The sequence below is a fragment of the Pseudomonas sp. P1.31 genome, from assembly GCF_001269815.1.
Taxonomy (GTDB): Bacteria; Pseudomonadota; Gammaproteobacteria; order Pseudomonadales; family Pseudomonadaceae; genus Aquipseudomonas; species Aquipseudomonas rustica.
Genome location: NZ_LHVN01000021.1, coordinates 17,677 through 44,166, shown reverse-complemented (window position 1 = coordinate 44,166; position 26,490 = coordinate 17,677). Strand labels below are relative to the sequence as shown.

Annotated in this window: 26 protein-coding genes and 1 tRNA gene; 13 read left to right on the top strand and 14 right to left on the bottom strand. The window is 58.7% G+C overall.

Features of this window, described 5'->3' with window-relative positions; all coding sequences use genetic code 11:
- The first annotated feature begins 75 nt into the window (after nt 1–75).
- The 4 genes from AD669_RS13905 (at nt 76) to AD669_RS13890 (ending at nt 3,495) form a co-directional block, all read left to right on the top strand.
- Nucleotides 76–1,248 carry an MFS transporter gene (locus AD669_RS13905; protein ID WP_053120689.1) on the top strand — a complete coding sequence of 391 codons (1,173 nt, stop codon included), beginning with the start codon at nt 76–78 and terminating at the stop codon, nt 1,246–1,248.
- A 123-nt stretch (nt 1,249–1,371) separates the two neighbouring features.
- Nucleotides 1,372–1,629 (top strand): hypothetical protein, encoded by a 258-nt coding sequence (locus AD669_RS13900; protein WP_053120943.1) that lies wholly within the window; start codon nt 1,372–1,374, stop codon nt 1,627–1,629.
- Nucleotides 1,630–1,856: 227 nt separating this feature from the next.
- Nucleotides 1,857–2,741 carry a manganese catalase family protein gene (locus tag AD669_RS13895; protein WP_053120687.1) on the top strand — a complete coding sequence of 295 codons (885 nt, stop codon included), beginning with the start codon at nt 1,857–1,859 and terminating at the stop codon, nt 2,739–2,741.
- 250 nt (nt 2,742–2,991) lie between these two features.
- On the top strand, nt 2,992–3,495 hold the full coding sequence (locus tag AD669_RS13890) for a ferritin-like domain-containing protein (RefSeq protein WP_053120685.1): 504 nt from the start codon (nt 2,992–2,994) through the stop codon (nt 3,493–3,495).
- Between the two features lie 201 nt (nt 3,496–3,696).
- Here the strand turns inward: AD669_RS13890 and AD669_RS13885 are convergent, their stop codons facing one another.
- The 4 genes from AD669_RS13885 to AD669_RS13870 all read right to left on the bottom strand — a co-directional run bounded on the left by AD669_RS13885 (nt 3,697) and on the right by AD669_RS13870 (nt 8,055).
- Nucleotides 3,697–6,087 (bottom strand): TonB-dependent siderophore receptor, encoded by a 2,391-nt coding sequence (locus AD669_RS13885; protein WP_053120683.1) that lies wholly within the window; start codon nt 6,085–6,087, stop codon nt 3,697–3,699.
- A 118-nt stretch (nt 6,088–6,205) separates the two neighbouring features.
- Entirely contained in the window at nt 6,206–7,195 is a 990-nt protein-coding gene (locus tag AD669_RS13880) for a FecR domain-containing protein (RefSeq protein WP_053120681.1), read from the bottom strand.
- Nucleotides 7,182–7,697, bottom strand: a complete 516-nt coding sequence (locus AD669_RS13875; protein WP_053120679.1) for a sigma-70 family RNA polymerase sigma factor — start codon at nt 7,695–7,697, stop codon at nt 7,182–7,184. The genes AD669_RS13880 and AD669_RS13875 overlap by 14 nt, the downstream gene beginning before the upstream one ends.
- Before the next feature lie 270 nt (nt 7,698–7,967).
- A tRNA-Ser gene (locus AD669_RS13870) sits at nt 7,968–8,055 on the bottom strand.
- A 122-nt stretch (nt 8,056–8,177) separates the two neighbouring features.
- Here AD669_RS13870 and AD669_RS13865 point away from each other — a divergent pair.
- Nucleotides 8,178–8,849 carry a Bax inhibitor-1/YccA family protein gene (locus tag AD669_RS13865; protein WP_053120677.1) on the top strand — a complete coding sequence of 224 codons (672 nt, stop codon included), beginning with the start codon at nt 8,178–8,180 and terminating at the stop codon, nt 8,847–8,849.
- Nucleotides 8,850–8,918: 69 nt separating this feature from the next.
- Here AD669_RS13865 and AD669_RS13860 read toward each other — a convergent pair whose 3' ends face one another.
- Together AD669_RS13860 and AD669_RS13855 are read right to left on the bottom strand one after the other, a co-directional pair.
- Entirely contained in the window at nt 8,919–9,245 is a 327-nt protein-coding gene (locus tag AD669_RS13860) for a YceK/YidQ family lipoprotein (RefSeq protein WP_053120675.1), read from the bottom strand.
- A gap of 58 nt (nt 9,246–9,303) precedes the next feature.
- Nucleotides 9,304–9,741: an Lrp/AsnC family transcriptional regulator gene (locus AD669_RS13855; protein ID WP_053120674.1), complete on the bottom strand. Its 438-nt coding sequence runs from the start codon at nt 9,739–9,741 to the stop codon at nt 9,304–9,306.
- Between the two features lie 138 nt (nt 9,742–9,879).
- Here AD669_RS13855 and AD669_RS13850 point away from each other — a divergent pair, with 138 nt between their 5' ends.
- Nucleotides 9,880–10,779, top strand: coding sequence for a DMT family transporter (locus AD669_RS13850; RefSeq protein WP_053120673.1), 900 nt, complete (start codon nt 9,880–9,882; stop codon nt 10,777–10,779).
- Here AD669_RS13850 and AD669_RS13845 read toward each other — a convergent pair.
- From AD669_RS13845 to AD669_RS13825, 5 genes are all read right to left on the bottom strand, one after another.
- Nucleotides 10,776–12,674 carry an acyltransferase family protein gene (locus AD669_RS13845; protein WP_053120672.1) on the bottom strand — a complete coding sequence of 633 codons (1,899 nt, stop codon included), beginning with the start codon at nt 12,672–12,674 and terminating at the stop codon, nt 10,776–10,778. The two genes, AD669_RS13850 and AD669_RS13845, sit on opposite strands and share 4 nt — an antisense overlap.
- A gap of 81 nt (nt 12,675–12,755) precedes the next feature.
- A complete protein-coding gene (locus AD669_RS13840) occupies nt 12,756–13,805 on the bottom strand; it encodes an FUSC family protein (protein WP_172680118.1) in 1,050 nt (349 codons plus the stop codon).
- Nucleotides 13,806–13,857: 52 nt separating this feature from the next.
- Complete coding sequence (locus tag AD669_RS13835) at nt 13,858–14,817, bottom strand: HlyD family secretion protein (RefSeq protein WP_053120670.1); 960 nt, start codon at nt 14,815–14,817, stop codon at nt 13,858–13,860.
- Between the two features lie 2 nt (nt 14,818–14,819).
- Entirely contained in the window at nt 14,820–15,167 is a 348-nt protein-coding gene (locus tag AD669_RS13830) for a DUF3302 domain-containing protein (RefSeq protein WP_053120668.1), read from the bottom strand.
- Between the two features lie 102 nt (nt 15,168–15,269).
- Entirely contained in the window at nt 15,270–16,895 is a 1,626-nt protein-coding gene (locus AD669_RS13825; RefSeq protein ID WP_053120666.1) for an NADP-dependent glyceraldehyde-3-phosphate dehydrogenase, read from the bottom strand.
- A 406-nt stretch (nt 16,896–17,301) separates the two neighbouring features.
- Here AD669_RS13825 and AD669_RS13820 point away from each other — a divergent pair, with 406 nt between their 5' ends.
- The 5 genes from AD669_RS13820 (at nt 17,302) to AD669_RS13800 (ending at nt 21,694) form a co-directional block, all read left to right on the top strand.
- Nucleotides 17,302–17,658, top strand: coding sequence for a cytochrome c5 family protein (locus AD669_RS13820; protein ID WP_053120664.1), 357 nt, complete (start codon nt 17,302–17,304; stop codon nt 17,656–17,658).
- Between the two features lie 76 nt (nt 17,659–17,734).
- The gene (locus AD669_RS13815) at nt 17,735–19,063 is read left to right on the top strand and encodes a D-arabinono-1,4-lactone oxidase (RefSeq protein ID WP_172680117.1); all 1,329 of its coding nucleotides are present in this window, start codon (nt 17,735–17,737) and stop codon (nt 19,061–19,063) included.
- 74 nt (nt 19,064–19,137) lie between these two features.
- A complete protein-coding gene (locus AD669_RS13810) occupies nt 19,138–20,346 on the top strand; it encodes a DSD1 family PLP-dependent enzyme (RefSeq protein ID WP_172680116.1) in 1,209 nt (402 codons plus the stop codon).
- Nucleotides 20,347–20,531: 185 nt separating this feature from the next.
- Complete coding sequence (locus AD669_RS13805) at nt 20,532–21,008, top strand: YbjN domain-containing protein (protein WP_053120939.1); 477 nt, start codon at nt 20,532–20,534, stop codon at nt 21,006–21,008.
- A gap of 176 nt (nt 21,009–21,184) precedes the next feature.
- A complete protein-coding gene (locus AD669_RS13800) occupies nt 21,185–21,694 on the top strand; it encodes a GNAT family N-acetyltransferase (RefSeq protein WP_053120655.1) in 510 nt (169 codons plus the stop codon).
- 1 nt (nt 21,695) lies between these two features.
- On the opposite strand, the gene AD669_RS13795 is transcribed toward AD669_RS13800, so the two are convergent.
- Nucleotides 21,696–22,388 (bottom strand): aspartate/glutamate racemase family protein, encoded by a 693-nt coding sequence (locus AD669_RS13795; RefSeq protein ID WP_053120653.1) that lies wholly within the window; start codon nt 22,386–22,388, stop codon nt 21,696–21,698.
- 199 nt (nt 22,389–22,587) lie between these two features.
- Between AD669_RS13795 and AD669_RS13790 the strand changes: the two genes are divergently transcribed.
- Nucleotides 22,588–23,079 (top strand): hypothetical protein, encoded by a 492-nt coding sequence (locus AD669_RS13790; protein ID WP_053120651.1) that lies wholly within the window; start codon nt 22,588–22,590, stop codon nt 23,077–23,079.
- A gap of 110 nt (nt 23,080–23,189) precedes the next feature.
- Here the strand turns inward: AD669_RS13790 and AD669_RS13785 are convergent, their stop codons facing one another.
- A complete protein-coding gene (locus AD669_RS13785) occupies nt 23,190–23,411 on the bottom strand; it encodes a hypothetical protein (RefSeq protein WP_053120649.1) in 222 nt (73 codons plus the stop codon).
- A gap of 15 nt (nt 23,412–23,426) precedes the next feature.
- Nucleotides 23,427–24,854: a cytochrome-c oxidase, cbb3-type subunit I gene (ccoN, locus tag AD669_RS13780; protein WP_053120937.1), complete on the bottom strand. Its 1,428-nt coding sequence runs from the start codon at nt 24,852–24,854 to the stop codon at nt 23,427–23,429.
- A gap of 521 nt (nt 24,855–25,375) precedes the next feature.
- On the opposite strand from ccoN, the gene AD669_RS13775 reads away from it, so the two are divergent.
- A complete protein-coding gene (locus tag AD669_RS13775; RefSeq protein ID WP_053120935.1) occupies nt 25,376–26,350 on the top strand; it encodes a hypothetical protein in 975 nt (324 codons plus the stop codon).
- Nucleotides 26,351–26,490: the final 140 nt, after the last annotated feature.

Below are 26,490 nucleotides of genomic sequence, written 5' to 3'. Positions count from 1 at the left end.
TGATTGCCGAAATCGCTATCTACCGCCTCAAACGCCTGGATCGTAGCATTGGCGGCATAGATAAGGAGCCTTTCCATGCGTATCAATCCACCCCTTGTTGCACTCGCCATTGGTGCCTTTGGCATCGGCGTTACCGAGTTCGCCCCGATGGGCATGCTGCCGGGCATTGCTGCGGATCTCGGCGTGTCCATTCCCGCCGCAGGCCTGCTGGTCAGTGCTTATGCGTTGGGCGTACTGCTCGGCGCGCCGTTGATGATCCTCACCACCGGCAAAATTCCGCGGCGAACGTTGCTGATCGGTCTTATGGCGATTTTTACCTTGGGTAATCTGATGTCAGCGCTGGCGACCGATTACTACAGCCTCATGATCGCCAGGGTGGTGACCTCACTGAATCACGGAGCGTTCTTCGGCGTCGGCTCCGTCGTGGCTGCCAGTGTGGTCGCGCCGGAGAAACGTGCCGGGGCGGTCGCGGCAATGTTCATGGGCCTGACTCTCGCGACCATCGGCGGTGTGCCGCTGGCCGCTTGGTTTGGCGAGCTGTTCGGCTGGCGCACTGCATTTTGGGGTATTACCGGCCTTGGCGTGGTGACCATGGCGGCGTTGTGGTTCGCGCTGCCCAACCTGCGCGCACCGCAAAGCGTGGGCGTACTGGCTGAAATACGCGTACTGGGCCGAGGCCCGGTGCTGGGCGCGTTGGCCCTGACCGTCGTCGGCTCGAGTGCGATGTTTACGGTCTTCACCTACATTGCACCGATCCTCAGCAGCGAGACCCACGCGTCCTCCGCTTTCATCACCGCCATGCTGGTGCTATTCGGTGTGGGCCTGACGCTGGGCAACATGTGGGGCGGCAAGGCTGCGGATCGTTCGATCGATCGCACCCTGATCGTTTCGCTGAGCGTGCTGATTGTGATCTTGCTGGCGTTTACCGTCCTGATGCGCTGGCCTTTGCCGGCCGCGGTGGCCATTTTGATCTGGGGTATCGCCAGCTTCGCCCTGGTACCACCGCTGCAGATGCGCGTCATGGAAGCGGCCAAAGACGCGCCCAATCTGGCCTCGGCGGTCAACATCGGTGCCTTCAATTTTGGTAACGCGATTGGTGCGGCGCTGGGCGGCGCGGTGATCAATGCCGGGCTGGGTTATCCGGCGATCTCCTTGGCCGGTGCAGCGATGGCGAGTCTGGGCCTGCTGATGGTGCTGGCGTTTACCTGGCGCTCGAAAGCAAGTGCAGCGGCGCTGACTCAACCCTAACGAGAGGGCGGTCAGGCGCCATCACGAGTGATTCGAACTTTGCGCAAGACGGTGCTTCGTCAGCCCTTTTGAACCTATTTCAAAACAGCCTGCTCAACCGGGAAATGTTCGGGGGTGGATGTGATGAATGTTTTCAGAAATCAGCTGACGACTGAGCAAGAAGCAAGACTGCTGGCGTTGGATGCCTGGCATCGGATGTCGGAGAATCGAGCACTGCGCATGGACTGCCCCGATGCCTGGCACGACGAACTGTTGCGCCAGTCCGACGAGATGGATCGGTTGGGCATGTTAACGCTGACCGAATGGTGCGACCTGCGAAGGGATGCAGATGAAGCCTATCTGCGCGCGGTGGCGGGTGAGGATTATCACGCTGGTCATTGAACTCGACTGCTGCATGGCAACCCCAGTGGCAATTGAGCAGCCGCCTGAAATCCCGTACGCGAACACATCGTCTGGCGGGGGAGGCTGAACAGTCATCAGCCTCCGTTGGTCGTTAGTGCAGAAGGTTTTTGAAATTATCCAGGACGCATTTGCTTCAGATGATCGTGGGTTGGCATTCGGTCTCTTATCGAATGAACCGCAACCCTGATTCGCCTGAGGAGAATGTCATGTTCCTACATAACAAACGACTTCAATACACCGTGCGCGTTGCCCAGCCAAATCCTGGTTTGGCTAATTTATTACTGGAGCAGTTCGGGGGCGCTCAGGGCGAGCTTGCAGCGGCCTCCCGCTACTTCACCCAAGCATTGGCGGAAGACGATCCCGGTCGAAAGGATCTGCTGATGGATATCGCCACCGAGGAGCTCAGTCACCTTGAAATCGTCGGGTCGATCATCGTGATGTTGAACAAGGGCGCCAAAGGACAAATGGCCGAAGGTGTCGAGGAAGAAGGCGAGCTATACCGCGCCATCAACGGCGCCGGCAACGACTCCCACATCACGAGTCTGTTGTACGGCGCCGGTGCGCCGTTGACTAACTCGGCGGGCGTTCCTTGGTCGGCCGCTTACGTCGACACCATCGGCGAACCGACAGCAGACATGCGCTCCAATATCGCTGCTGAGGCGAGGGCGAAAATCGTCTATGAGCGGCTGATGAATGTGACTGATGATCCGGGTGTGAAAGAGGCGCTTGGATTTCTGATGACGCGTGAAATCGCCCACCAGTTATCTTTCGAAAAAGCACTGCACGCCATCCAGCCAAATTTCCCTCAGGGCAAACTGCCGGGTATGCCGGAGTTCACCAATGTGTACTTCAACATGTCTCAAGGCGAAGGCAGCACTCGTGGCCCTTGGAACGAAGGGGACGACTGGGACTTCGTGGAAGAGCCCGCGCCTGCCGTGGATGGTGGGGACGGCAGCGCCTCTGTGCAATTGAGCGCCGAGGACGAAGCGCTGCTCATGGACATGAAAGCCAGGACGATGTCCGACCCGGACAGCAATCCGATCACGGGAGCGGATTTAGGGGCCGGTGTACAAGGCGAACCACAACCTTGAAGAGCTAGCCGCACGCCATCTGGCGTGCGGTTTTCTATCTGATGCAGAGCACCGGGCGTACCGCTTTGTGGCTGGTTCGCCCGGTTTTCAGATTTAGGAAAAAAGCCTTTTGTCCGTCACCTTGAACATTTTCGGAACACGTCCTGAATGAGGCGAGTCAGTCTTCATGCACGGCAAGTTTTGCATGCATGTTGATCCCATGCGGACGCCCATCAGGCGACGCCAATACTGACCAGAAGGAAGTTTGGAAATGGCTAGAAAAACTGTCGAAGACTTGTTTATCCATGAACTCTCTGACGTTTACAGTGCGGAAAAACAAATCACCAAAGCCTTGCCGCGCTTGGCGAAAGCCGCGACCAATCCACTGTTGGCAGAGGCGTTTACGTCCCACCTGGAGGAGACTCATGGGCAGATTGAGCGCATTGATCAACTGGTGGAACTGACCGGTATAAAACTCAAGCGCATGAAGTGCGTGGCCATGGAAGGTCTCGTCGAAGAGTCGAAAGAACTGCTGGAAGAGATCGACAAGGGCGCGGTGCTCGACGCGGCATTGATTGGAGCGGCGCAAAAGGTTGAGCACTACGAAATTGCGGCCTATGGCACGTTGATTGCGATGGCCAGGCATCTCAAGCTTGACGACGCAGCGGCTCTATTGGCCGCAACGCTTGCGGAAGAAAAAGGCGCTGACGAGAAGCTGAGCAAGATTGCGGAGCAGGGTGGTAATCAAGCTGCCACGCTGGAAAAGAAACGGTAATCGAGCGGCTTTTGAATACAGACCTCAGTCTGGAGACGGAGAGGCGCGACCCGGTTGGGTCGCGTTTCTCGCGTGAGTGCGCACGTTAGGCTCGGGCGCGGTGTTGTCGGTATCAAATGCTCGCCAATTGATGCCCAGGTTGACGGTACCCGCCGTACAGCGGCTACCGCTTCCAATGTGCGAGAAGGCCTGCCTACCGGCTTACCACTTGTAACTCACTTTGGCGGTAATCTCGCGGCCCGGGTTGTAGAAGTTCGCGGTGCCGGAACCGACCACGTGCTGCTCATCCAACAGGTTGCTGAGGTTCACCGCAAGGTCGGTGCCCTTGGCGATTTTGTAGTTGAACGCGGCGTCGAACAGCGTGGTGCCATCGCTTTTGCCTGAGTTGGCGGCGTCGAAGTAATACGCGCCGACGTAGCGCGCACCCAAGCCAACGCTGACATCCGTGGCGGGGACGTCGTAATAACTCCAGAGCGAAGCGGAATGCTTGGGTGCCGTGGCGAATTCATTGCCCTTCAGGGAGCTGCCGTCGTACAACGAACCGCGCTGTACCTCGGACTCCATATAGGAATAACCACCGATCAGGCTGAGGTTCTGCGTCACCTGCGCCTTGGCCTCCAGGTCGAGACCACGCGCACGCGATTCGCCTACCGTCTGTTGCTCAATGATGCCGCTCGGCAGCACCACGGCGATGGTGACGTTTTCCTGGGTCAGGTCATAAACGGCTGCGGAGAACAGGGCGTCCATCCCCATCGGCGCATACTTCACGCCTATCTCGTACTGCCTGCCAGTCTGCGGTGTGACGCCAACCTGCGGCGGCGAGACGGATTCCACCATGCTCACATAGGTCGACACCTCATCGTTGACGATGTAGGTCAATGCACCTCGGTAAGAGGTTTCGGAGAAGGTGTCTTTCTCAGTCGATTCCAGGCCTTTGCTGGTCAGATCCATCGAGTCGTTGCGCACGCCCCCGGTGACGATGAAACGCTCGTAGAACGACAGGTTCTGCTGCAGGAAGACGGCTTTAGTGGTCGCGTCTCGCTTGTTCACGGCATACGGCGCGATTGAGCGTGACACGCCCGTAAACACCGGGTTTGCAATGTCAATCGAGGTCGTCGGGGCGTAGACCGAGCTTTCCTTGGTGGTCGAATCGAGGTACTCCACGCCCACCAGGCTGCTGCTGTCGATGTTCTCGAAACGGGCATCGTATTGCAGCATCAGATTGCCGTTGAACTGGTCGGCTTCGGTGTCCGTTCCAAACTGATAGCGGTCAACGGTAGTACCGACTCGCGCGGCGCTGTCGCTGAGGTAAACGTAGCCGAAATCATCGGTCAACTTGCTGTAACGCAGGTTGCTGCGCAGCACGAAGCCATTGTCGAAGTCATGGGTGATGTTACCGCTGAGGCTGGTGCGCTCGACATCGTGAAAGTTGTAGCTGGGCTCGCCATAGAACTTGCTGCGGTCGTATTCCTTGTCCAGCGGATAGCCACCACTGTTGGGCGAACTTTCGGTTTTCAGGTAGTCCAGAATCATCGTCGCCGACGTGTAATCCGTCGGTGCCCACGTGAGGCCACCCATAAACAACTGGTTGTCGTCCTGCGAGTGGTCGTACTCGCGGTCGCTGTTCTGGCCTTTGGCAGTAAAGCGGCCAGCCAGGGTTTTCTCGTCGTTCAGCGCATCGCCGACATCGATGCCTGTCTCGACATGGTCAAACGAACCGTAGGTCACATAGCCCTGGCCGAACTGCTCGAAGCGCGGCTGTTTGGTCACGAAGTTTACCGAGCCTCCGGGATCGGCCGGGCCGAACAGGGTGGAGTTGGCGCCGCGCAGAATTTCGATGCGCTCGTAAGCGAATGGATCTTCGCGCACGCCGCGCATCGAACTCAGGGTCAAGCCGTCACGGTAGGTGGTGGCCTGGAAACCGCGGATCTGGAAATAGTCGTTACGGTCATCCGTACCGTAGAAGTCAGTGATTACGCCCGGCGTGTATTGCAGCGCCTCTTCCGTGGTGCTGACGCTGCGCTGTTCCATTTCCTTGTTGGTAACCACCGATACCGATGCCGGTGTATTGAGAATGCTGGTGGCCACTTTTCCGCCTACCCAGAGTTCCTTGGCGACCACCGAGTTGGCGTCGTCGTCGGCACTGACCCTGACCTTGGCATTAATGATGAGGGGGGCGAGGCGGTAGTCCTCGATACCCGTTGCGTCGAGTTCAAGTGGGCCGGCAGGCGCTGGTTGAGGTGTCAGCAGGTAAGCGGACGGGCCTTGCTGCTCGATCTGCAATTCGCTTCCCTGCAACAACGTCGACAGTGCGGTCGACGTATCCAGCGTGCCGTTCACGCCTGCCGTTGTGCGATTCGCAACGCTCGAGGCATCGTAGGAAAGACTGATGCCAGCCTCGCGCGCAAAGCGGTCAAGCGCCGGCGCCAGTGGGCCGGCAGCGATATTCCACTGCTGAACCTGTTTGCGCTGTTCGGCGCTCGAAGATTGCGCCAGCGACGGCAGGGCGTAGCTGCTGACCATCAAACCCAGAATCACACCGTGTACGGCGTGGCTCAGTGGATGGCGCTGTGTTACCGCGGACGAACTCATTTTCTCGCTCCAAGGAAGGGTATCGACAGATTGGCCTGTAAGTCGGCCTTCCTTACAAGTCGAACGAGAATGAGAAACTACCTCATTATTTTTGCTAAATAAGACAAAAGAAGTTTATTCAACTGGCAGCGGTCAACGTCACCCAATAACGCGTCCGATAATCAACGCGTAGATGCAGCGACTGCGCGACCAATGTCAGTACCTGATCGTTGTCGGCGAGCTGAAAAGTGCCGGAAACCCGAAGGTCGGCAACCTCTTCGGCGCAGCGCAATACGCCGGGGCGGTAGCGCGACAACTCCGCGATAAAATCCCCAAGGCGCATATTGCGTGCGCTGATCACCCCGTCATTCCAGCCCCAGACATCCAGGCCATTTTCCCTGTACTCACGGGCGCCACTTGATGTGAACAGCAACTGATTGGCGGTCTGGGCACTGCGGCTACTGCTGGCGGCCAAGGCTTGACTGGCGCCAGGAAACACCGTGACGGTGCCTCCCTGAACCGCGAGCAGGGTGCCGTCGTCACGTTCCCGCGCCAGGAAGCGGGGACTCTGTGCGCGCATGATTCCGTCGCGTGTTTGTACCCAGAAGGGACGCGCGTGCGCCGCATGTTCATCCGCGCCGACATTCACGATGATTTCACCACGCCGCAGAATGAGCAGGCGTCGCTGGGCGTCGAAATCGCTGTCGACCGCACTGTCGCTATTGAGCTGGACAAGGCTGCCGTCATCGAGTTGCACGCGGCGTTGCTCGCCGGTGCTGCTGCGTTGCTGCGCAAGCATGGCCGGTACGGGTGTGTAATCCCGGCCGAGCCAGGCGGCGGCGCCAACCGTGGCCAAAAGGCCTAATAGCTTCAGGCTTTCTCGTCGGCGCAGGCCATGGCGGGAACCATCAAGGGTTTGTCGGGCCAATTGCGGCGGCATGCTCGCGAATTCATCTCCAAGCGATTCCACACGCTGCCACGCCAATCGATGCTCCGGACGCTGCTGCAGCCAAAGCTCAAAAGTGCGCTGCGTTTGCTCATCTGCCTTGTTGAAGCGCAGACGCACCTGCCAGTGGATGGCCTGGTCTACAACGGCCGGATCCAGCGCCTGCGACTCATGCCTCGACATAACGCAACCGATAGCAGTGTTGCAGGGCGGTGGCCAGGTCGCGCTCCACCGTCGCCCGGGAAACGCCGAGTTTTTCCGCTATTTGCGCACAGGTCAAACCGTCGAGCCGGGCAAATAGAAACGCTTGGCGAACTCGCGGTTTGAGCATGTCGAGCATGCGGTCGATGCGCTCGAGCGAATCCAGAATGAGCAGTCGGCTCTCTTCCGAGGGCACCTCGTGTTGAGGCAGCAACGCGACGCTTTCCAGGTAGGCACGTTCGAGTTCGCGACGACGATACTGATCTATCATCAGCCCGCGGGCAATGCTGCTCAGATAGGCACGGGGTTCGCGCAAGGGGCTTGATTGCCGGGATTTGAGCAGACGCACAAAGGTGTCTTGCGCCAGGTCTGCGGCGTTATCGCGACATCCAATGCGTCGGCTCAGCCAGCCATGTAACCACGAGTGGTGGGTGCGATAGAGCAGCGCTAGATCTGCAGTGCCTAGTGTGTCGTCGCTGCTCATCGGCATCCCGGAAAGTACATGATTGATAATGACTCGCATTCTACTCAGGCGATAGGCCTCAGGTAAATGCCTGCGTTCAGCGTTTGTTTTCGCTGGAGGCAATCAATCAGGACGTCTTGGGGAGCGTGCTTTATTGCAAGGGTTTTAGCGTGCCGTGGGGGGGCATGCCTCACCTGCGGCGATCACGCGGTAGGTGAGGCACTGCGCGCAATTCTCAGACGCCAGAAACGACAAAGCCCTGAATAATCAGGGCTTTGTCGGTACCAAATATGGCGGAGGCGATGGGATTCGAACTCATGGACCTGTTACAGTCGACGGTTTTCAAGACCGTTGCCTTAAACCACTCGGCCACACCTCCGTTGCGTTGCGGGCGCCATAATACCTGAATGAAACACACTGTCAAACTCTCTGCATGGCTTGTTACAGAGCGTCTGTTATGATCTTTGCGACTGAACGTTTCAAACCAACAGGAGTGTCGCCATGCGCGAACAGGATTACGCAGTTAATAACGGCGTGCAGGCTGAGCAGCTAGAGGTTAGCCGCGTCCTGCGCAACACTTACGGCCTACTGGCTCTGACCCTCGCATTCAGCGGCGTGATGGCTTTCGTTGCGCAGCAGATGCGCGTTGGCTACCCGAACATTTTCGTGGTGCTGATCGGCTTTTACGGGCTGTTCTTCCTCACTAACAAACTCCGCGATTCCGCGTGGGGCCTGGTGTCGGCGTTTGCCTTGACCGGTTTCATGGGTTTCCTGCTCGGCCCGATCCTCAACCGTTACCTGGGCATGCAGGGCGGCGCTGAAGTGGTCAGCTCGGCATTTGCCATGACTGCACTGGTCTTCGGTGGTCTGTCGGCTTACGTGTTAATCACTCGTAAAGACATGAGCTTCCTCGGTGGCTTCATCACCGCTGGTTTCTTCGTCTTGCTGGGCGCAACGCTGGCTAGCTTCTTCTTCCAGATCAGCGGCCTGCAACTGGCGATCAGCGCAGGTTTCGTGCTGTTCTCGTCGGTCTGCATTCTGTTCCAGACCAGCGCCATCATCCATGGCGGCGAGCGTAACTACATCATGGCGACCATCAGCCTGTATGTATCGATCTACAACCTGTTCATCAGCTTGTTGCAGATCTTCGGCATCATGAGCCGCGACGACTGATCGCTGTCATTAGAAAACGAAAAACCCGCCTCGGCGGGTTTTTTGTTGTCTGCAGGAAAGCTTACGGGATCAATTGATAATGATGCTGCCGTCTGTGTGCTGTTTATAGATGGTGTAAGGCAGCAACAGCGTATCGAGGACGCCGGACGCCGCTGCATCGATCAGCACGCCGGGGTTGGCATTGTTGTAGTCGAAGGTGTCGACACCGTCCTTCACTTCCGCGTGCATCAGGCAGAAGTCGTAGGTCACGCCGCTGTAGATTCGGGGCACGGCGCCGCAGTAGGTTTTTTCGTCCTTGAGGCTCTTGGCCGCGGCTTGATCGCTGCGCACGACCGTTTGCACCGTCCCGCAACCACTGAACAGCACCGCTGCAATCAACATGACCTGAGTTTTCATCACCGCCAATCCTTCGCCGGAAAAAACTCAATCTACGCCGAACCTGTTGGAAAAGCACTCACGCCATCGGCGGTAAACGGCGCTTGACCGGGGTCTTCTTGACGATCGCGGTGTTGGTTTCCGCCAGCGTATTGAGGCGGTCGAGGAGGGTGTCCAGTTGTTCCATCGAGCGCACATGCAGGCGGGCGATAAAGCAGTCTTCGCCCGTCACCTTGTCGCATTCGGTGAATTCGGGGATCGACATGATCTGCCGCTCGACTTCCTGCAACTGCCCCGGCAACGGCCGCACGCGGACGATGGCTTGCAGTTGATAGCCGAAGCATTTCGGATCGATCTCAACGGTGTAGCCCTTGAGTACGCCGCGTTCTTCCAGACGCTTCAAGCGCTCGGCCACGCTGGGTGACGACAATCCGCTGATCTGCGCCAATGCCTTTAGCGAGCGGCGCGAGTCTTCCATCAATGCGCTAATCAGAATCTGGTCGATATCGTCAGTCATGTAGCTCCTCCCGGATTAGGCGATTTCAGAAAATCACCCGCGATAAAAAAGGCAGATTCGCAGTTTAGCCTGTCTTTTGCTCTGGAGAGAGCCGCTGTCCGCTTGGCATACTTTTGTCACAAAGACAGGAGATAAATGATGGACACAACAATCCGCCGCGGCTCATTTGAAATGACCGCCGCCATGCTGATATCCGGAACCATCGGCTGGTTCGTGTTGGTCTCCGGGCAACCGGTGCTGGACGTGGTGTTCTGGCGCTGCGTGTTCGGCGCTGGCACCTTGTTGCTGATTTGCGCTGCGTTCGGCTTTCTGCGCCCGGGCATCCTCACTCGCACCACATTCTTGCTGGCGGTGCTCAGCGGTGTGGCGATTGTTGGCAACTGGCTGCTGTTGTTCGCCTCGTATTCGAAAGCCTCAATTGCCATCGGCACGGCGGTGTACAACGTGCAGCCATTCATGTTGGTGGGGTTGGCGGCGCTGTTTCTCGGCGAAAAAATCACCCTGCAGAAACTGTTCTGGCTGGCGATTTCATTTATGGGGATGCTGGCGATTGTCAGCGCCCACGGTACTCAGGGCGCGAGCGGAAACGATTACCTGATGGGCATTGCCCTGGCATTGGGCGCGGCGTTTCTCTATGCGATAGCCGCGCTGATCATCAAGCGTTTGACCGGCACACCGCCGCACTTGATCGCGCTGATCCAGGTCTGCACCGGCGTACTGTTGCTCGCACCATTCGCGCATTTCTCCGCGCTGCCGCAAGCGCCGAGTGCGTGGGCCAGCCTGATCACGCTGGGCATCGTCCACACCGGTCTGATGTACGTGCTGCTCTACGGCGCGATCCAGAAACTGCCGACCGCACTGACCGGTGCGCTGTCGTTCATCTATCCGATTGCGGCGATTTTCGTCGACTGGTTTGCCTTCGGTCATCGACTGCAACCGCTGCAATGGCTGGGCGTGGCGGCGATTCTGCTGGCGGCAGCGGGCATGCAACAGGGCTGGGGTTTCAAGTCCAGAACCGGTGTCGCTGCACGGCCTTAAATGGCTTTGATTAAATCTTTGAACGCGCCTTTCAAAAGCTGATTGCCGGCATCGACCAGATGATTGTCATCAAAGTACAGCGGCTCGCCATTCAGCGAGCCCATGCAATTGCCATCGGGGCACAGCGATGGCGTCGGGTCGATCACTGTTGCGTTGCACTGTTTGGCACCGGCTTCGATGGTGAAATTGGCGATCCTGTTGCGTTTTTGATAGTCGACCAAAGGCACCGAGATATCGGCGGTCTGCTGGAAAATCCGCTGATTGAGGTTCAGGCCTTTATATACGCTGAAGGGCATTTCCGGGATCGGCCGGACGATATACACCGGATGGTTTTGCGCGATCGCACACACAGTTTTGCTGTACTCGGCCACGTATTCATCGATGAAGGCCGATTCACCTTTGGGACTGTCAGGGAAGTGAATGCGATAGCTGTTGCCCCGGCCGGGATCGGAGTACAGCGCGGCCCGACTGAACAGCACCACTGGAACGCCTTTGTACGAATCCTTCAAGATCTGCAGCTTTTCATGGTTGAAGGCTTGGCATTTGGCTTGCAGATCCTTGTCGTGCATTTCGAAGTTCTGCAATTGAGGACAGCCACCGCGTGACCACGATAGGGCGGCGTGCGGATTGTTCATCTGCACCGCAGCGGCGGTCGATTCGGCATGACTGTCGCCGAACAAAATCACTGAAACGTCCCCGGTGCCCAGTTTGCAGTCCGCCGCGTCGTAGGCGTTGGCGTAGCACGCTTTTGGGTAGAGTTTGCTGGCGTATTGCGGTTGCCCGAGGTCGACGAATGCAAACCGCGCAGCGGGATACTTCTTCACTAGCGACGAGGTCACCGACGCCACGGCAATGACCGCCACCGTCAGCGCGGCGAACTTGAACAGCGTGCGCGGCGGCGTGGTGATCTTGCGGGTTTTCGATTCCACGTATCGGAATGACAGCGCACCGAGCACGAACGACAGAACAATGCCGCCCAGCACATGCGGCCAACTGCTGAGCAAACCGCACAGATACAGTAGCACCACCAGCGGCCAGTGCCAGAGGTAAACGGAGTAGGAAATGCTTCCGGTAAATTGCAGCGCCTTGTTGCGGCTGAACAGCGAATGCGTGTTGCCGTAAATCACCAGCATCGTCCCCAGCACCGGCAGCAGCGCCAGATAACCTGGCCAGAGATCGTTTTCGGAAAAGCCCAGAACGCTGATCAAAATCGCGATCAAGCCAAACGCTTCGCTGAGCAGGCCGTTACGCTGGCTGAGCCGCAGCGGAAACAGAAAGACCAGTCCGCCGGCAATCATTTCCCACGCGCGGGTGGGCAGCATGTAGAAGGCAAAGGTCGGATTTTTCTCGGTCACCACTACCGATGCGGCGAAGGAGATCACCGCCAGTGCGAGCAGCGCATAGCGGGTCTTTTGCGAACCGAAGAATTTGTGCAGCCCCATGAACAGCACGGGGTAGAGCATGTAGAACTGCCATTCGACGGAGAGCGACCAGGTGTGCAGCAGCCAGTTCTCGTGCAGCGGTGCGTCGAAGTAATTGCCGTCTTTGGCGAACAAGAAGTTCGAGCTGAACAGCAGACTGCTTTTGATCGTGCGGATCGATTCGCGGAAATCATCCAGCGGCAAATACACGTAGCCGAAAATCAATAGCGCCACGCACAGCGTCGCCAGCGCCGGGATGATCCGCCGGGCTCTGGAGGCGTAGAAGCCGAGCAGGGAAAACTTCTCTTTTTGCAGGCCGCTGAAGATGATCCCGGTCATGAGGAAACCGGAGATCACGAAAAACATGTCGACCCCGGCAAAGCCGCCATCGAAACCGAGGACGTTGAAGTGAAAGAGCACCACCGACAAAACGGCGAGTGCCCTCAAAGCATTGATGTTTTCCCTGAACTGCATGTGCGCATCCATTCACGTACTTTGCGATGGCGCATTGTAGTGATCATGTCTGCGTTGTTACATGGGAAAATTCGCCGCGCTTCAGATGTTCCAGCGCGGCGCGGTTTTCGCTAGCCGCTGACGCATGTCGCCGATGTTCGCAGCAAGCTGTCGGGTCAATAAGCGATAACCGTCCAGCGCGCTGTAAACCGGGGCGTCCAGGCCGGCGTCCGGCAACTCCACAGGTCGATCGAGACGTTGGCTTGCGCCGGTTTTCAACGCCCGCGCCATGCCGATCAATTGCACCCGAATCTGCCGGTGTTCAGCCTTCAGCGCTGATTGCAGATGCGCCATGGCCTCGGGGTCGTTAGCGTCCGGGCGGGTGTTGCCGAGGATTTCCAGGGTGCTGATGCACATGCGCAGGTTGCGCTGGATCGCATCCAGTTCGGTCATGGAAATCTTCACTTCCTTGGACACCGACGGCATCAGCGAGCGCAGTTGCACCATCACCGTGCCCAAACGGCCCATCAGTTTCAAATGCTCGTCTGCGCTGACCGGTTGGCCGCTGATGATCCGTCCATACACCGTGGCGCAATCGCGCAGCGCATCGGCGAGGTTGTAGCGCCACGAGTACACGGCGTACAGCGGCAGCGCGAAGGAAAAGGCCAGGGCGAGGGCGATACCGATCAGAATATCGACGCCGCGCCACAAGCCGTCGGTGATCGGGTTGTCACCATGCCCGGCGACGATAAACACCGTGATCGCCGAGAGCAGAGCGGTGTAACCCCCCTTGCCGATGGCGTGATAGGAGAAGAATCCGCAGACCACCGCCATCGCAAAGTACGTCAGCCACGGCATGCCGAGCCACGCCTGTTGCGCCACGAGAACCAAGCCTACGGCGGCGCCGATCAACGTGCCGGTGGCGCGTTCGGCGGCTTTTTTGCCGATGTTGCCGTGGTGCTGCAAGCCGCCAATCACCACCAGCATGGTCACCGAAGCCCACTCGCCGTGGGGCAGATTGATGCCGGTGGTCAGCAGAATCGTCGCCAGCAACCCGAGGGCAACACGCACGGCGTGGATCAGTCGGGCGTGGCGGTAGCGCCGGTATGGATCGAGCAACGGTCGCAGGATTCGGCGCAATAGCGGTGGCAGTCGATGGGTGCTGTGAGTACTCAGTGCGAACCTCTCGTCAGTGTTTTTCAGATCAATGGAAAGGGAAAATGTAATTCATCCAGGCCGCCATGCGCAGGAGAATTTTGCGCATCGCGCCGATGTGGTGGAAGTGCTGACTGTACAACGCCGCCTGACCGTAAGCGCCGCCGGGCATCTGTTTGGCGTACTGGGCGTAGTCCGGATCGGTGATCTCAATGATCACCGGCACTCGCCCGGCCGGCGGTGAACCGGTGTAGCCGATCAACGTGCCGGACGGTTGAATCTGTCCTTCGGCAATCACGCCGATGACGCTTTTCACCCGACCTTCGAAGACCTTGCCGGGAATGCCGTCGAAGGCGACTTCTGCCTCGTCGCCGACAGTCAGACGCAGCAGGCTGTTCTGACGCATCCACGCCGCAAAATACTGGCCTTCTTCAGGGATGAATACCATGGACGGACGCAAGGGCAACTTGCTCGCCATCATTCCCGGGCGTAACGAAACGTGGGTGACGAAACCTTTGCTCGGCGCGCGAACGGTGGTGTTGTCCAGCTCGAACTGGGCGTTGTCGAGTTGCGCCTGCAGGTCATCGGTGCGTGAGATGGCGGCATCCAGTTCGCGCTGAGTGCCGAAGTTACGGCGGATCAATTCGGTGATGCGATAACGATCGCCCTTGGCCGCGACCAGTTGCGCCTTCAGCGATTTCACCCGGTTTTCAAACGGCGTCGGATCAATGCGAAACAGCACATCGCCTTTTTCCAGCGGCTCGTTGCCGTGCACCGGTACTTCGATCACCTGGCCGCTGACGATGGGAATCACTGGCACAGAAACGAAGTAGGAACGCGCCACCTCGGAGTAGGGGTGGTTGTAGTTCATGGTGAAAATCAGCGCACCGATGATCAGGATTCCGCCCAGAACGGCGGTGGGCACCGTCCATTTATTCAGCGGGATGCGGAAGATCTTGAACAGCGCGACACAGAATGCGGCGTACGTGAGGATGAGCAGCAGATCCATGCTCAGTTCCCCTCTTTATCAGAGCGCGGTGACTGCGCTTCAAGCCGCTCAATGCGACCTTGCAGCTCTATGACTTGCTGCTCCAGCCGCAGCACATGGTTCTGCACCGGTTTGCCGTCACCGAAACCCCAACCGCGATCCTCGCGATACGCCATCGCCCAGATCCACAGAAACGGCCACAGCGCATGCAGGGTGAACAGGCTGACCCAGCCCGTGGCATGGATCGCATCCTGATGCGGGTGATTACGGTGAACGGCAATTTCGTACGGAATGTCATGCAGCACGATGATCCCGTAGAACAGCACGAGACCGACAAACACCAACAGACCCAACGCGACGTAATCAAGCATGTCCAGCTCCCGGCATCCAGTGCAGCGCTGGAATCAGTGTAGACACTGAAATGCCGGGGGCTTTGTGGATTTAGACGAGAAGCTGATGACTTCCCAATCCGCTTAGAAGATGTAGTCCGTGGTCAGGAAACTCGAATCGCGGCCACGAATGATTTCGCTGATCAGATCCTTATTGCTGTCCTGGAACTTGGTCGCCACCAGCGTGCGGATCGAGAATACCCGCAGTGCGTCGTGCACCGACAACGTCCCTTCAGCGGAGTTTTTGCGCCCGTTGAACGGATAAGTGTCCGGGCCTCGCTGGCATTGCGCGTTGAGGTTGATCCGCCCGACCTGATTGGCAAAGGTGTCGACCAGTCGGCCGACCGCCACCGGGTTGGTGCCGAAGATGCTCAGCTGCTGGCCGAAATCCGACTCCAGCACGTAATCGATCACCGTATCGAGGTGACGGTACGGCACGATCGGCACCACCGGGCCGAACTGCTCTTCCTGATAAACGCGCATCTGCGGGTTCACCGGGTACAGCACCGCCGGGTAGAAGAACGATTCACGGGATTCGCCGCCATTGGGGTTGACCACTTGCGCGCCTTTGCTCTGCGCGTCGGCCACCAGACCGTGCAGATAATCGACTTTGCCAGCCTCCGGCAACGGCGTCAGCGACACACCGCTGTCCCACGGCATACCCGGTTTCAGCGTGGCCAGTTTGGCGTTGAATTTTTCGATAAAGCTGTCGACCACGTCTTCATGGACGAAGAGGATTTTCAGTGCGGTGCAGCGCTGGCCGTTGAACGACAGGGAGCCAGTGACGGCTTCGCTGACGGCATTGTCCAGATCGACCTCCGGCAAGACGATGCCCGGGTTCTTCGCGTCCAGACCCAGGGCGGCGCGCAAGCGGTGTGGTTTCGGGTGCAGTTTTTTCAGGTCGCTGGCGGCTTTGTTGGTGCCGATGAAGGCGAAAATATCGATCTTGCCGCTGGCCATCAGCGCGCTGACCGTTTCGCGGCCACTGCCGTAGATCACGTTGATCACGCCGGTCGGGAAGCTGTCGCGGAACGCTTCAAGCAGAGGACGGATCAGCAGAACGCCGAGCTTGGCCGGTTTGAACACCACGGTGTTGCCCATGATCAGCGCCGGGATCAGCGTGGTGAAGGTCTCGTTCAGCGGATAGTTGTAAGGGCCCATGCACAGCGCGACGCCGAGTGGTACGCGGCGGATCTGGCCGAGGGTGTCCTGTTCCAGCTCGAAACGGCTGGAGCGGCGGTCGAGTTCCTTGAGCGCGTTGATGGTATCGACGATGTAATCGCAGGTGCGGTCGAACTCTTTTTCCGAGTCCTTGAGGTTCTTGCCGATTTCCCACATCAGCAGTTTCACCACGGCGTCGCGCTGTTGGCGCATGCGGCCGAGGAAGGCTTCGACGTGCTGAATGCGTTCGGCCACGCGCATGGTCGGCCACAGGCCCTGGCCACGGTCGTAGGCACGCACGGCGGCGTCGAGGGCGGTGAGGGCGGTGTCGGCATCAAGCAACGGCGTGCTGCCGAGGATGACTTGCTCGTCGCCATTGTCACCGTGCAGATACACCGGGCTGCGCACCGTGGCGAGCGGGCCGTCCCAGCGGCGCAACTGGCCGTCGACCAGATATTCACGTTGCTCGACCTGACCGTCGAGGCGATATTTTTCCGGGATGTCGCTGACAGAAGGGAACAGATTGCCAAGGATGTTTGCTGTGCTCATGTCGCTACCCCGCGTACCAATTTGAAAGTCTGTAACGGTTATACGCCTGAATGCCCTGAATTTTAAACCCGCAAATGTCACCCGAATGTCACGCAAACCCCCAGAACAGAAGGGGTGGCCCCATAGCCCCCCTGTAGGAGCTGCCGAAGGCTGCGATCTTTTGATCTGCTCGTTCCCATGCTCCGCGTGGGAATGCCTCAAGGGACGCTTTGCGTTCCAATCGGACGCAGAGCGTCCGGGGCTGCATTCCCACGCAGAGCGTGGGAACGATCATCAACAGGGGGATATGTCGGATTCGGCTGGCCCCGTTTGCCCCCCTCACTGTCCCGCAATGCCCTCAACCCGCTGGCGCGCCTGCCTTAAGGTGTGATCACAACAATAAGCGATGCCACCCTTGAGGATCGTCATGCGGGCAATTCCCATCACATTACTGCTGACTTTATCCGTGGCGCTGTTTGGCTGCGGCGAAGACCCCAAACCTCCGGCCACCACCGCCAGCAACGCCATGCCCAAAGACCCGGCACTGGCGCAGATCTACGCCAACAGTTGCCAGCTCTGCCACGCCAATCTCGCCGCCAACGCGCCACTCACCGGCGACCGCAAAGCCTGGGAACCGCGCATCCAGCAAGGCGCCGACACGCTGCTCGACCACGCCATCAACGGCTACAACGGTATGCCGCCGATGGGTCAGTGCGTCGAGTGCAGCGAAGAACAATTTCTGCAATTGATCGGCTTCATGGCCGACCAGCCGCTCCCACAATAAGGTGCCCGGCATGACGATGGATCTGACACGGCGCCAGTTATTGCAACGGGCTAGCATCATCGGCGCGTTCAGCGCGTTGGCGAGCAATCCGGCTCTCGGCCAATTGATGCGCGCGCCACGGCTGATTCCGTGGCGCAACTGGTCGGGCGGGCAGAGTTGCCTGCCGGCGGCGCGCCTTGCGCCGAAGAATCTCGACGAACTGACAAGTGTGATCAAACAGGCCCAAGGCAAGATCCGCCCGGTCGGTTCGGCGCATTCCTTCAGCGCTCTGGTGCCCACCGACGGCACGCTGCTGTCGCTGAGCTACTTCAACGGCCTGCTCGATCACGATGCAAAAACCTTACAGGCGGAATTCGCCGCCGGCACACCAATGTCGCGCATGGGCGTACCGTTAAAAGACATCGGCCAGGCCCTGCAAAACATGGCCGACATCGACTACCAGACCCTCGCCGGCGCGATCTCCACCTCGACCCACGGCACCGGCAAAAACTTCCAGTCCTACTCGGCCCACGTCTGCGGCATGCAGTTGGTGACGGCCAGCGGCGAGGTGCTCGATTGCGACAGTCAGCGTCATCCCGAGGTGTTCAACGCGGCGCGGGTCTCCCTCGGCGCCCTCGGCGTGGCGACCAAAATTCGTCTGCAAAACCGCCCGGCTTATCGCTTGCGCGAACGTCAATGGATCGCCAAAACCGAAGAGCTGCTGGAAGACATCGACAAGAACACCAGCGAAAACCAGCACTGGGAAATGCTCGTAGTCACCCACTCCGACTACGCCTTGTCCATCGCCCTCAACGAAACCGACGAGCCGGCCACGCCGCCCATCCCGCCGGAAGAAGAGGGCGGCAACGAGTTCGTCACTCTGATCGAAAAGATCGACAAATATGGCAGCGACTTCCCCGACCTGCGCCGCACCATGCTCAACAGCCTGCGCCATTTGGCGAGTTTCGATGATCGCATCGGCGACTCGTTTGACATCTACGCCAACGTGCGCACCGTGCGCTTCAACGAGATGGAATATTCGGTGCCCGCCGAACACGGCCCGGCCTGTCTGCGCGAGATTCTCAAGCTGATTCAGGACAAGGATCTGCGCACCTGGTTTCCCATCGAGTACCGTTACGTCAAAGCCGACGACATTCCGCTGAGCATGTTCGAGGGCCGCGACAGCTGTTCGATCTCGGTGCACCAGCATTACCAGATGGATCATCACAACTTTTTTGCGGCGGTCGAACCGATTTTCTGGAAGTACAACGGCCGCCCGCACTGGGGCAAATTGCACACGCTCAACGCGAAAAACCTGCAACCGCTGTACCCGCGCTGGCGCGAGTTTGTCGACGTGCGCCAGGCGCTGGATCCGAGCGGGCGATTCTTGAACGCGCATTTGTCATCGATTCTGGGGGTGAGCTGATGGCGGTTAATCGACGTAACTTCCTGCTCGGTACATTGGGTGTCGGCGCCTTGCTGGTCGGGGTTGGCGCGTGGTTGCGGCCGGGCGATCGTGGCGGGCCTTACAGCGATTATTTTCGTGCGCTCAATCGCGAGTTGAAAGATGAAGGCTCGATGCGGCCGGTGCTGCTGATCGATCTGGATCGCCTCGATCACAACATCGACGTGGTCATGCAGTCGGTGAAGCGCGGCGGCAAACATTTGCGCCTGGTGGAGAAATCACTGCCGTCGCCGGGGCTGCTGAGTTACATCGCGCAACGCGCGGGGACACAGCGTTTGATGTCGTTTCATCAGCCGTTTCTCAATCACGATGCGGTGACCTTTCCGCAGTCGGATATTTTGCTCGGCAAGCCATTGCCGGTACGTTCAGCCGAGTTGTTTTACCAAACCCACAAAGGCCCGTTTGATCCGTCGAAGCAGTTGCAATGGCTGCTCGACGGCCCTGAACGATTGCAGCAATACCTGCAACTCGCACAGGGCTTGGGCACGCGGATGCGCATCAACATCGAGCTGGATGTTGGCCTGCATCGTGGCGGGGTCAGTGATGTGAATGTGCTGGGGCAAATGCTCACCCTGATCAGCGCCAACCCGCAGCATCTGCAGTTTGCCGGGTTTATGGGCTACGACCCGTTCGTGGGCATGGGCGTGCCGGGGATACTCGGTTCGCCCGAGGAATTGTTCGCCAAAGTCATGGTGATTTATCAGCGCTGCGTTGATTTCACTCGACAGCAGTTTCCCGGTTTGTGGCACGACGGACTGTGCCTGAACACCGCCGGCAGCCCGAGTTATCGCATGCATGAACATGAGAAGCTGAGCACGGAAGTGTCGGTGGGCACGGCGATGCTCAAGCCGACGCACTACGATTTGCCGTCGCTGACCGAGCATGTACCTGCGACCTATATCGCCACGCCGGTGTTGAAAAGCACCGGCGCGGTGAACATCCCGGCGCTGGACGACAAGTCGCGGCTGTTTTCTTGGTGGGACGCGAATCAGCGCGAGACCTTTTTCATCTACGGCGGCAACTGGATGGCCGAATTCGAATCGCCACAGGGTTTGCAGAGCAACACGGTATACGGGCGCAGCTCCAATCAGGAGATGGTCAACGGCTCCAGCGCGGTGGGCCTGAATATCGAAGATCAAGTCTTCCTGCGCCCGACCCAGACTGAAGCCGTACTGCTGCAATTCGGCGATTTACTCGCGGTGCGCGGCGGCAAAATCGTCGACACCTGGCCGGTCTATTCCTGAAGCAAAAAATCGCAGCCTTCGGCAGCTCCTACATTGGGCGGTATTCCCCTGTAGGAGCTGCCGAAGGCTGCGATCTTTTGATTTTGATTCTCCATGCCAACCCGGCAGAACGGTCTACGCTTGAAAACGCCATGACCGAATCAGCCCAAGCATGGCGTCTCAATCTGAAGAACAAGGAAGATCCAATGACTCAATTGATCACCCAGGTGTCCCCGCAATCCTTGACCGATGTGCTGCAAGCCGCCGGTTATCGCGTCAACCAGACCGAACAGAACGGCATCGTCCAGCTACTCAGCGCCAGCCAAGGCATCGGCTACGCCGTGCGTTTCGGCAATCCGGCGGCGGAGCAGGGCAGCTACGTCGACTTCACGTTCAGTTGCGCATTGCGCGTGCAAGGTGAGCTGCCGGCCGGCGTCGCGGAACGCTGGAACGCCACTCGGCGTTTTGCGCGGTTGTCGTTGCAGGGCGAATTTCTGGTGATGGAAATGGACGTGGTGGTCGGCGCCGGGGTCAGCAACGATCACCTGCGCGGCAACCTCGAATTGTGGGATCGCCTGTTGCAGGAATTCATCGTCTATCTGCGCGATTTCAGCCAGACCGCGCAAGCCTCGACCACAACCGCAACAGCGGCCGTCGCCGAAGAAGAAGTCGCCCTGACCTGACACACACATCCCCCTGTAGGAGCTGCCGAAGGCTGCGATCTTTTGATCTTGATCTTAAAAAACAAGGATCAAAAGATCGCAGCCTTCGGCAGCTCCTACACGGGTTTGTCTGTGGCGGATGAGGGCGTTGTCGGTTTAGAGTGGACGGCCACATAGAGATCACGGACGGATCTGCCATGCCTGACGACATCCATATCGAACGCTTCAGCGAAGCCCACATCGAGGGCGTCACTGCGCTGTATAACGACCCGGCCGTGGCGCGGCAGGTGTTGCAGATGCCGTTTCAATCCACCGAAGTCTGGCGTCAGCGGTTGCAGGCGGAAAACGATCGGGCGGTGAAGCTGGTGGCGCTGCATGAAGGTGTGGTGATCGGCAATTTCGGGCTGGAAGCGTTTTCACGGATTCGCCGGGCGCATGCCGGCAGTTTCGGCATGGCCGTTGCGGTGGCGTGGCAGGGCAAAGGTGTTGGGTCGAAGCTTTTGACGGCGGCGCTGGACGTCGCCGACAACTGGATGAACCTGCACCGCGTCGAGCTTTCGGTGTATGCCGACAACGAAGCGGCGATCAGCCTCTACCGCAAGTTCGGGTTCGAGGATGAAGGGCTGTTCCGCGATTACGCGGTGCGTGACGGGCAATGGGTCGACACCCTGAGCATGGCCCGACTGCGACGCAGCACTAAAACCTGACTCAGTCGCCCAGTGCGAACGCCACAGCCGACTGCGCATGCAGTTCGGTGGTGTCCAGCAGGGGCAGGGCGCTGTGTTCGGGTTTGACCAACATGCCGATTTCGGTGCAACCGAGGATGATTGCCTGAGCGCCGCGTGCGGTCAGGGATTCAATGACTTTTTGGTAGGTCTGCCGCGAGGCTTCGCTGATCACGCCGACACAGAGTTCGTCGTAGATGATCCGGTGCACGTCCTTGCGTTCGGCTTCGTCCGGCACCAGAACCTTCAAACCCTGAGCGATCAGGCGCTGCTTGAGGAAATCCTGTTCCATGGTGAACGCTGTGCCGAGCAGGCCAACGGTGCGTGCGTCGATTGCGATCGCAGCCTGGGCTGCCGGTTCGGCGATGTGCAAAAACGGAATGGTGATCGCTGCCTGAATCTGCTCGGCGACCTTGTGCATGGTGTTGGTACACAGCACCACGCAATCAGCGCCGCCCGCTTCGAGCCTGCGCGCCGCATCCACCAGAATCGCCGCCGCATCGTCCCAGCGCCCGGCGTGCTGGGCTTGTTCGACCGGGCCGAAGTCGACGCTGTACATCAGTATTTGCGCCGAACGCAGTGGCCCGAGCCGGTCGCGAACCTGTTGGTTGATGAGTCGATAATATTCGGCGCTGGACTCCCAGCTCATACCGCCGATCAGGCCGATGGTGCGCATTGAAATTCCTCGATCAATGATCTGTGTTTTCCCCGAGTGTCCTTTTCTTCAAGGCCTGATGCCAGCAGCAATTGACTGTACCGCTGATCTTTCACGCAAGTGTCACGGTGTGTTGCAAAACCGCAGGCGATTTACCGTACACCGGGGCTTCGATCTGCCACTATCGAACATCGCAGGATCCTTTCCGAGGCACACAGCAATGAGCGACGTACAGCAACTGGGCGAGATGCTTCGTCATTACGCCGAAAGCGAAGCGCACAAAAAGCAACTGTTCGAAACGCAGTCGCAGGTCTGGGCGAGCCGGATCGAAGGGCTGTTCGGCGATATTCAGCGATGGCTGGAGCCGGTGCAGGCGCCGAATCTGCTGGAAGTGAGCCGCGAGGCGTACGTTGCGTTCGGCCCGAGTACGCCGGTCGAGACCTCGACGTTCAAGACCGAGAAACTGAGCATCGTGATTGCCGGCAAACCGGTGGAGTTTGTGCCCGATGTGATGGGCAGCGCCGGGCAGATTTCGCTGGCGGTGATGGGGCTGACGGCGGCGCGTTACGGCAGTATTTCGTTGGTGGGGCTGCCGGGCGGCGAGTGGCAGTGGCGCAAGACCAATGGTTTGAAGGATCCGGACACGTTTGTGTTTGATGCGAATTTTTTGGCGTTGCAATTGCAGAGCCTTATCCCCCGCGAACGCGGCTGATCGCACGCGCCTTTGTAGGAGCTGCCGAAGGCTGCGATCTGTTGATCTTGCTTCTAAAAATCCAAAGTCAAAAGATCGCAGCCTTCGGCAGCTCCTACAGGGGCCGGGATTTACATATCGAGGTTGATCCAACCCGGTTTTAGCGCTTCCGGCGCCACCGCTTTCACGCTTTTCCCGGTAGCCAACTCAACCCGCCGCGCCACCTCCGGATCGTCAGCAAACGGCACCATACTAGCCTCATCCAGACTCTCCGCCGTCTCCCGCCGCAAGCAGTACTCCACCGCCAGCCACAAAAACACCACGCCCAGCCCATCAAAAAACACCTCGATCATGACGGCCTCCCAGCCTCAGGCAATCTGCGCTTCACGCTGAGCCAGCGCCACATCAGCCACGCGCACCGTACGCCAGACGTTGTAAGCCATCAGCAACATCCCGCTAAGAAAGAACACCCCGCCGGCAAAACGCACGATGAACCCCGGGTGACTGGCCTGCAGTGCTTCGACAAACGAGTACGTGAGCGTGCCGTCCTCGTTGATCGCCCGCCACATCAGTCCCTGGGTAATGCCGTTGACCCACATCGAGGCGATGTACAACACCGTGCCAATCGTCGCCAGCCAGAAGTGCAGGTTGATCAGCGGCGTGCTGTACATCTGCTCGCGGCCGAAGACTTTCGGCACCATGTGGTAGGTCGCGCCGAAAGTGATCATCGCCACCCAGCCCAACGCCCCGGCGTGAACGTGGCCGATGGTCCAGTCGGTGTAGTGGGAGAGGGCGTTGACGGTTTTGATCGCCATCATCGGCCCTTCGAACGTCGACATGCCGTAGAACGCCAGCGACAGCACGAGAAAGCGCAGAATCGGGTCGGTGCGCAATTTATGCCAGGCGCCGGAGAGCGTCATCATGCCGTTGATCATCCCGCCCCAGCTCGGCGCGAGCAGGATCAACGACATGGCCATGCCGAGTGACTGCGCCCAGTCCGGCAGCGCCGTGTAGTGCAAGTGGTGCGGGCCGGCCCAGATGTACAGGGTGATCAATGCCCAGAAATGCACGATCGACAGCCGATACGAATACACCGGTCGATTGACCTGTTTCGGCACGAAGTAATACATCATCCCGAGGAAACCGGTGGTGAGGAAAAAACCCACCGCGTTGTGCCCGTACCACCACTGCACCATCGCGTCGGTGGCCCCGGAATACACCGGATACGACTTGAACCAGTCGACCGGAATCGACAGGTGATTGACCACGTGCAGCATCGCAATCACCAAAATGAACGCGCCGAAAAACCAGTTGCCGACGTAGATGTGTTTGGTCTTGCGCTGCACCACGGTGGTGAAGAACACCACGGCGTAGGCGACCCAGACCACGGCCATCCACACCGCGCCGGAAAATTCTATTTCGGCGTATTCCTTGGTGGTGGTGTAGCCCAGCGGCAGGGTGATCAGCATGATCACGATCACCGATTGCCAGCCCCAGAAAGTGAACGCTGCGAGGGTGTCCGAGTACAGCCGCACCTGGCAGGTGCGCTGTACCGCGTAGTAACTGGCGGCGAATTGCGCGCTGCCGGCGAAGCCGAAAATCACCAGGCTGGTGTGCAACGGTCGCAAGCGGCCGAAGGTGGTCCACGGCAAGTCCAGATTCATGTCCGGCCATACCAATTGAGAGGCGATCCATACCCCCATCGCCATCCCCACGACACCCCAGAAAATGGTCGCAATGACGAATTGGCGGACGACTTTGTAGTTATAAGCCTGTCCGATTATTGCTGTGCTCATGGTCAGTTCATCCACGGTTGCAAAGTCTTGCCAGGCCACCCGGTCTGACATGGGCTGCACTGTAGGAACACCGTGGAAAACAAAACAGGCTCAGGAATTGTTGATTTGTGCGGATCAGATATTGGCTTTGCCTGCGGCTATCTGACGCGGTCTGATATGGTTTTTTGTACCTTCGCCGAGCCTGTTTCCCGCTGCACCGACACTGTCAGGAGAACTCCGTTGTGGCGAGGGGATTTATCCCCGCTCGGCTGCGCAGCAGTCGCAAGCCCGTTGCATGCGGTGTGTCTGATGTACCGGGTCGGCAGGTTTTGGGGCTGCTTCGCAACCCATCGGGGATAAATCCCCTCGCCACAATGGGCCAGTGTGGCAGCAGAAGTATTGCGGCCATTGGATGTGGGGGAAACCCTTACGGGCCTCTGCCATCGGGGATATTTCCTTGGGTCGATGATGGCATTTTGTTAAAGTCCCGCCCGCCAGCGGGATTCGGCTGGACGATGGAATCGATGAAGGGAGTCGGGTTTGTGAGTGTGGGCAAAAAGATTTTGGGCCTCACGGCGATGCTGTTGATGCTGACGCTGTGGGCCAGTTACTTCTATGTGTTCAAGGAAAACCGCAACGGCCAGCTCGGCGGTGTCGGCGAAAGCACCGCGTGGTGCGGCACGCCACCGTCCACGCAAGCGGCGTTGCTGGGCAAGGATCAACTGACCTTGCGCGTCACCAATAACCTGCGCGGCGAGTTCATGGTCGACGGCTCATTGGTGGTGTCCGAGCGCACGTTCAATCGCTACGACCTCGGTCGCAATGAACTGCGCCTGAGACTGGAACCGCTGCAGTGGACATTCGGCGCGACGCCGATCTTCCTTGAACAAGTCAAGGTTCAGCCGCTCAGTCGCAACCTGGCATCCTCCAACAAAAGCGCTTACGCCGAACTGGAACCACGCCCGATCGGTGTTCAGGGCCAGGTCGCCGCGTTCCCGTTCGACACCTATCGCTACGGCTACAAACCGGTGCTCTATTACCTCAAGGGCAGCGAGAGCATCGACCTGCGTTTCAGGAACATCACCACGCTGATGGAAATGTCCAACACCTTCACGCCAATCCAGAAGTACAACCGCGTCGACTACATCAACGAGAAAAACTCGCTGATCCGCGACGAGGATTACAAGGCTTACGGGGCGCACGAATGTGCCTTTAGCGTTGAGCGTAAAGACTCGTTCAAAGTCGTGGTGTTGTTGATGTTGCTGGTGCTGTGCCTGCCGCTGATGCTGGTGTTTTATCGCGACGAACCGGGGATCGATTTTCTGGCCACGCTGGTGGGGATTGCTGTGGTGCGGGTGGTGCTGGTCGGGCCGGTGCAGGACTTTCAGTTGTACAACATCGACTTTGTGTTTGGTGCGGCGATATTGCTCGTGGGCACGGTGTCGCTGATCAAGGCGATGCGGGCGAGTAGTCGGCGGGAAATGGCGTTGAGGAGCGGGGAGACGTCTTCCTGGTGATTGTGGTTTAACCATCAAAAGCCCCTCACCCTAACCCTCTCCCGGAGGGAGAGGGGACTGATCGAGTTGTAGGGCGAAGTACACCGACGTGAAAGACCGAGTCGATTATGGATTCAAAACCGATCGTTCAAGTCGGTGAA

Bases quoted from the DNA above. Each gene is read 5' to 3' on its own strand.
- AD669_RS13905 (WP_053120689.1), top strand. From the start codon at position 76: ATGCGTATCAATCCACCCCTTGTTGCACTCGCCATTGGTGCCTTTGGC.
- AD669_RS13900 (WP_053120943.1), top strand. From the start codon at position 1,372: ATGAATGTTTTCAGAAATCAGCTGACGACTGAGCAAGAAGCAAGACTG.
- AD669_RS13895 (WP_053120687.1), top strand. From the start codon at position 1,857: ATGTTCCTACATAACAAACGACTTCAATACACCGTGCGCGTTGCCCAG.
- AD669_RS13890 (WP_053120685.1), top strand. From the start codon at position 2,992: ATGGCTAGAAAAACTGTCGAAGACTTGTTTATCCATGAACTCTCTGAC.
- AD669_RS13885 (WP_053120683.1), bottom strand. From the start codon at position 6,087: ATGAGTTCGTCCGCGGTAACACAGCGCCATCCACTGAGCCACGCCGTA.
- AD669_RS13880 (WP_053120681.1), bottom strand. From the start codon at position 7,195: ATGTCGAGGCATGAGTCGCAGGCGCTGGATCCGGCCGTTGTAGACCAG.
- AD669_RS13875 (WP_053120679.1), bottom strand. From the start codon at position 7,697: ATGAGCAGCGACGACACACTAGGCACTGCAGATCTAGCGCTGCTCTAT.
- AD669_RS13865 (WP_053120677.1), top strand. From the start codon at position 8,178: ATGCGCGAACAGGATTACGCAGTTAATAACGGCGTGCAGGCTGAGCAG.
- AD669_RS13860 (WP_053120675.1), bottom strand. From the start codon at position 9,245: ATGAAAACTCAGGTCATGTTGATTGCAGCGGTGCTGTTCAGTGGTTGC.
- AD669_RS13855 (WP_053120674.1), bottom strand. From the start codon at position 9,741: ATGACTGACGATATCGACCAGATTCTGATTAGCGCATTGATGGAAGAC.
- AD669_RS13850 (WP_053120673.1), top strand. From the start codon at position 9,880: ATGGACACAACAATCCGCCGCGGCTCATTTGAAATGACCGCCGCCATG.
- AD669_RS13845 (WP_053120672.1), bottom strand. From the start codon at position 12,674: ATGCAGTTCAGGGAAAACATCAATGCTTTGAGGGCACTCGCCGTTTTG.
- AD669_RS13835 (WP_053120670.1), bottom strand. From the start codon at position 14,817: ATGGATCTGCTGCTCATCCTCACGTACGCCGCATTCTGTGTCGCGCTG.
- AD669_RS13830 (WP_053120668.1), bottom strand. From the start codon at position 15,167: ATGCTTGATTACGTCGCGTTGGGTCTGTTGGTGTTTGTCGGTCTCGTG.
- AD669_RS13825 (WP_053120666.1), bottom strand. From the start codon at position 16,895: ATGAGCACAGCAAACATCCTTGGCAATCTGTTCCCTTCTGTCAGCGAC.
- AD669_RS13820 (WP_053120664.1), top strand. From the start codon at position 17,302: ATGCGGGCAATTCCCATCACATTACTGCTGACTTTATCCGTGGCGCTG.
- AD669_RS13805 (WP_053120939.1), top strand. From the start codon at position 20,532: ATGACTCAATTGATCACCCAGGTGTCCCCGCAATCCTTGACCGATGTG.
- AD669_RS13800 (WP_053120655.1), top strand. From the start codon at position 21,185: ATGCCTGACGACATCCATATCGAACGCTTCAGCGAAGCCCACATCGAG.
- AD669_RS13795 (WP_053120653.1), bottom strand. From the start codon at position 22,388: ATGCGCACCATCGGCCTGATCGGCGGTATGAGCTGGGAGTCCAGCGCC.
- AD669_RS13790 (WP_053120651.1), top strand. From the start codon at position 22,588: ATGAGCGACGTACAGCAACTGGGCGAGATGCTTCGTCATTACGCCGAA.
- AD669_RS13785 (WP_053120649.1), bottom strand. From the start codon at position 23,411: ATGATCGAGGTGTTTTTTGATGGGCTGGGCGTGGTGTTTTTGTGGCTG.
- ccoN (WP_053120937.1), bottom strand. From the start codon at position 24,854: ATGAGCACAGCAATAATCGGACAGGCTTATAACTACAAAGTCGTCCGC.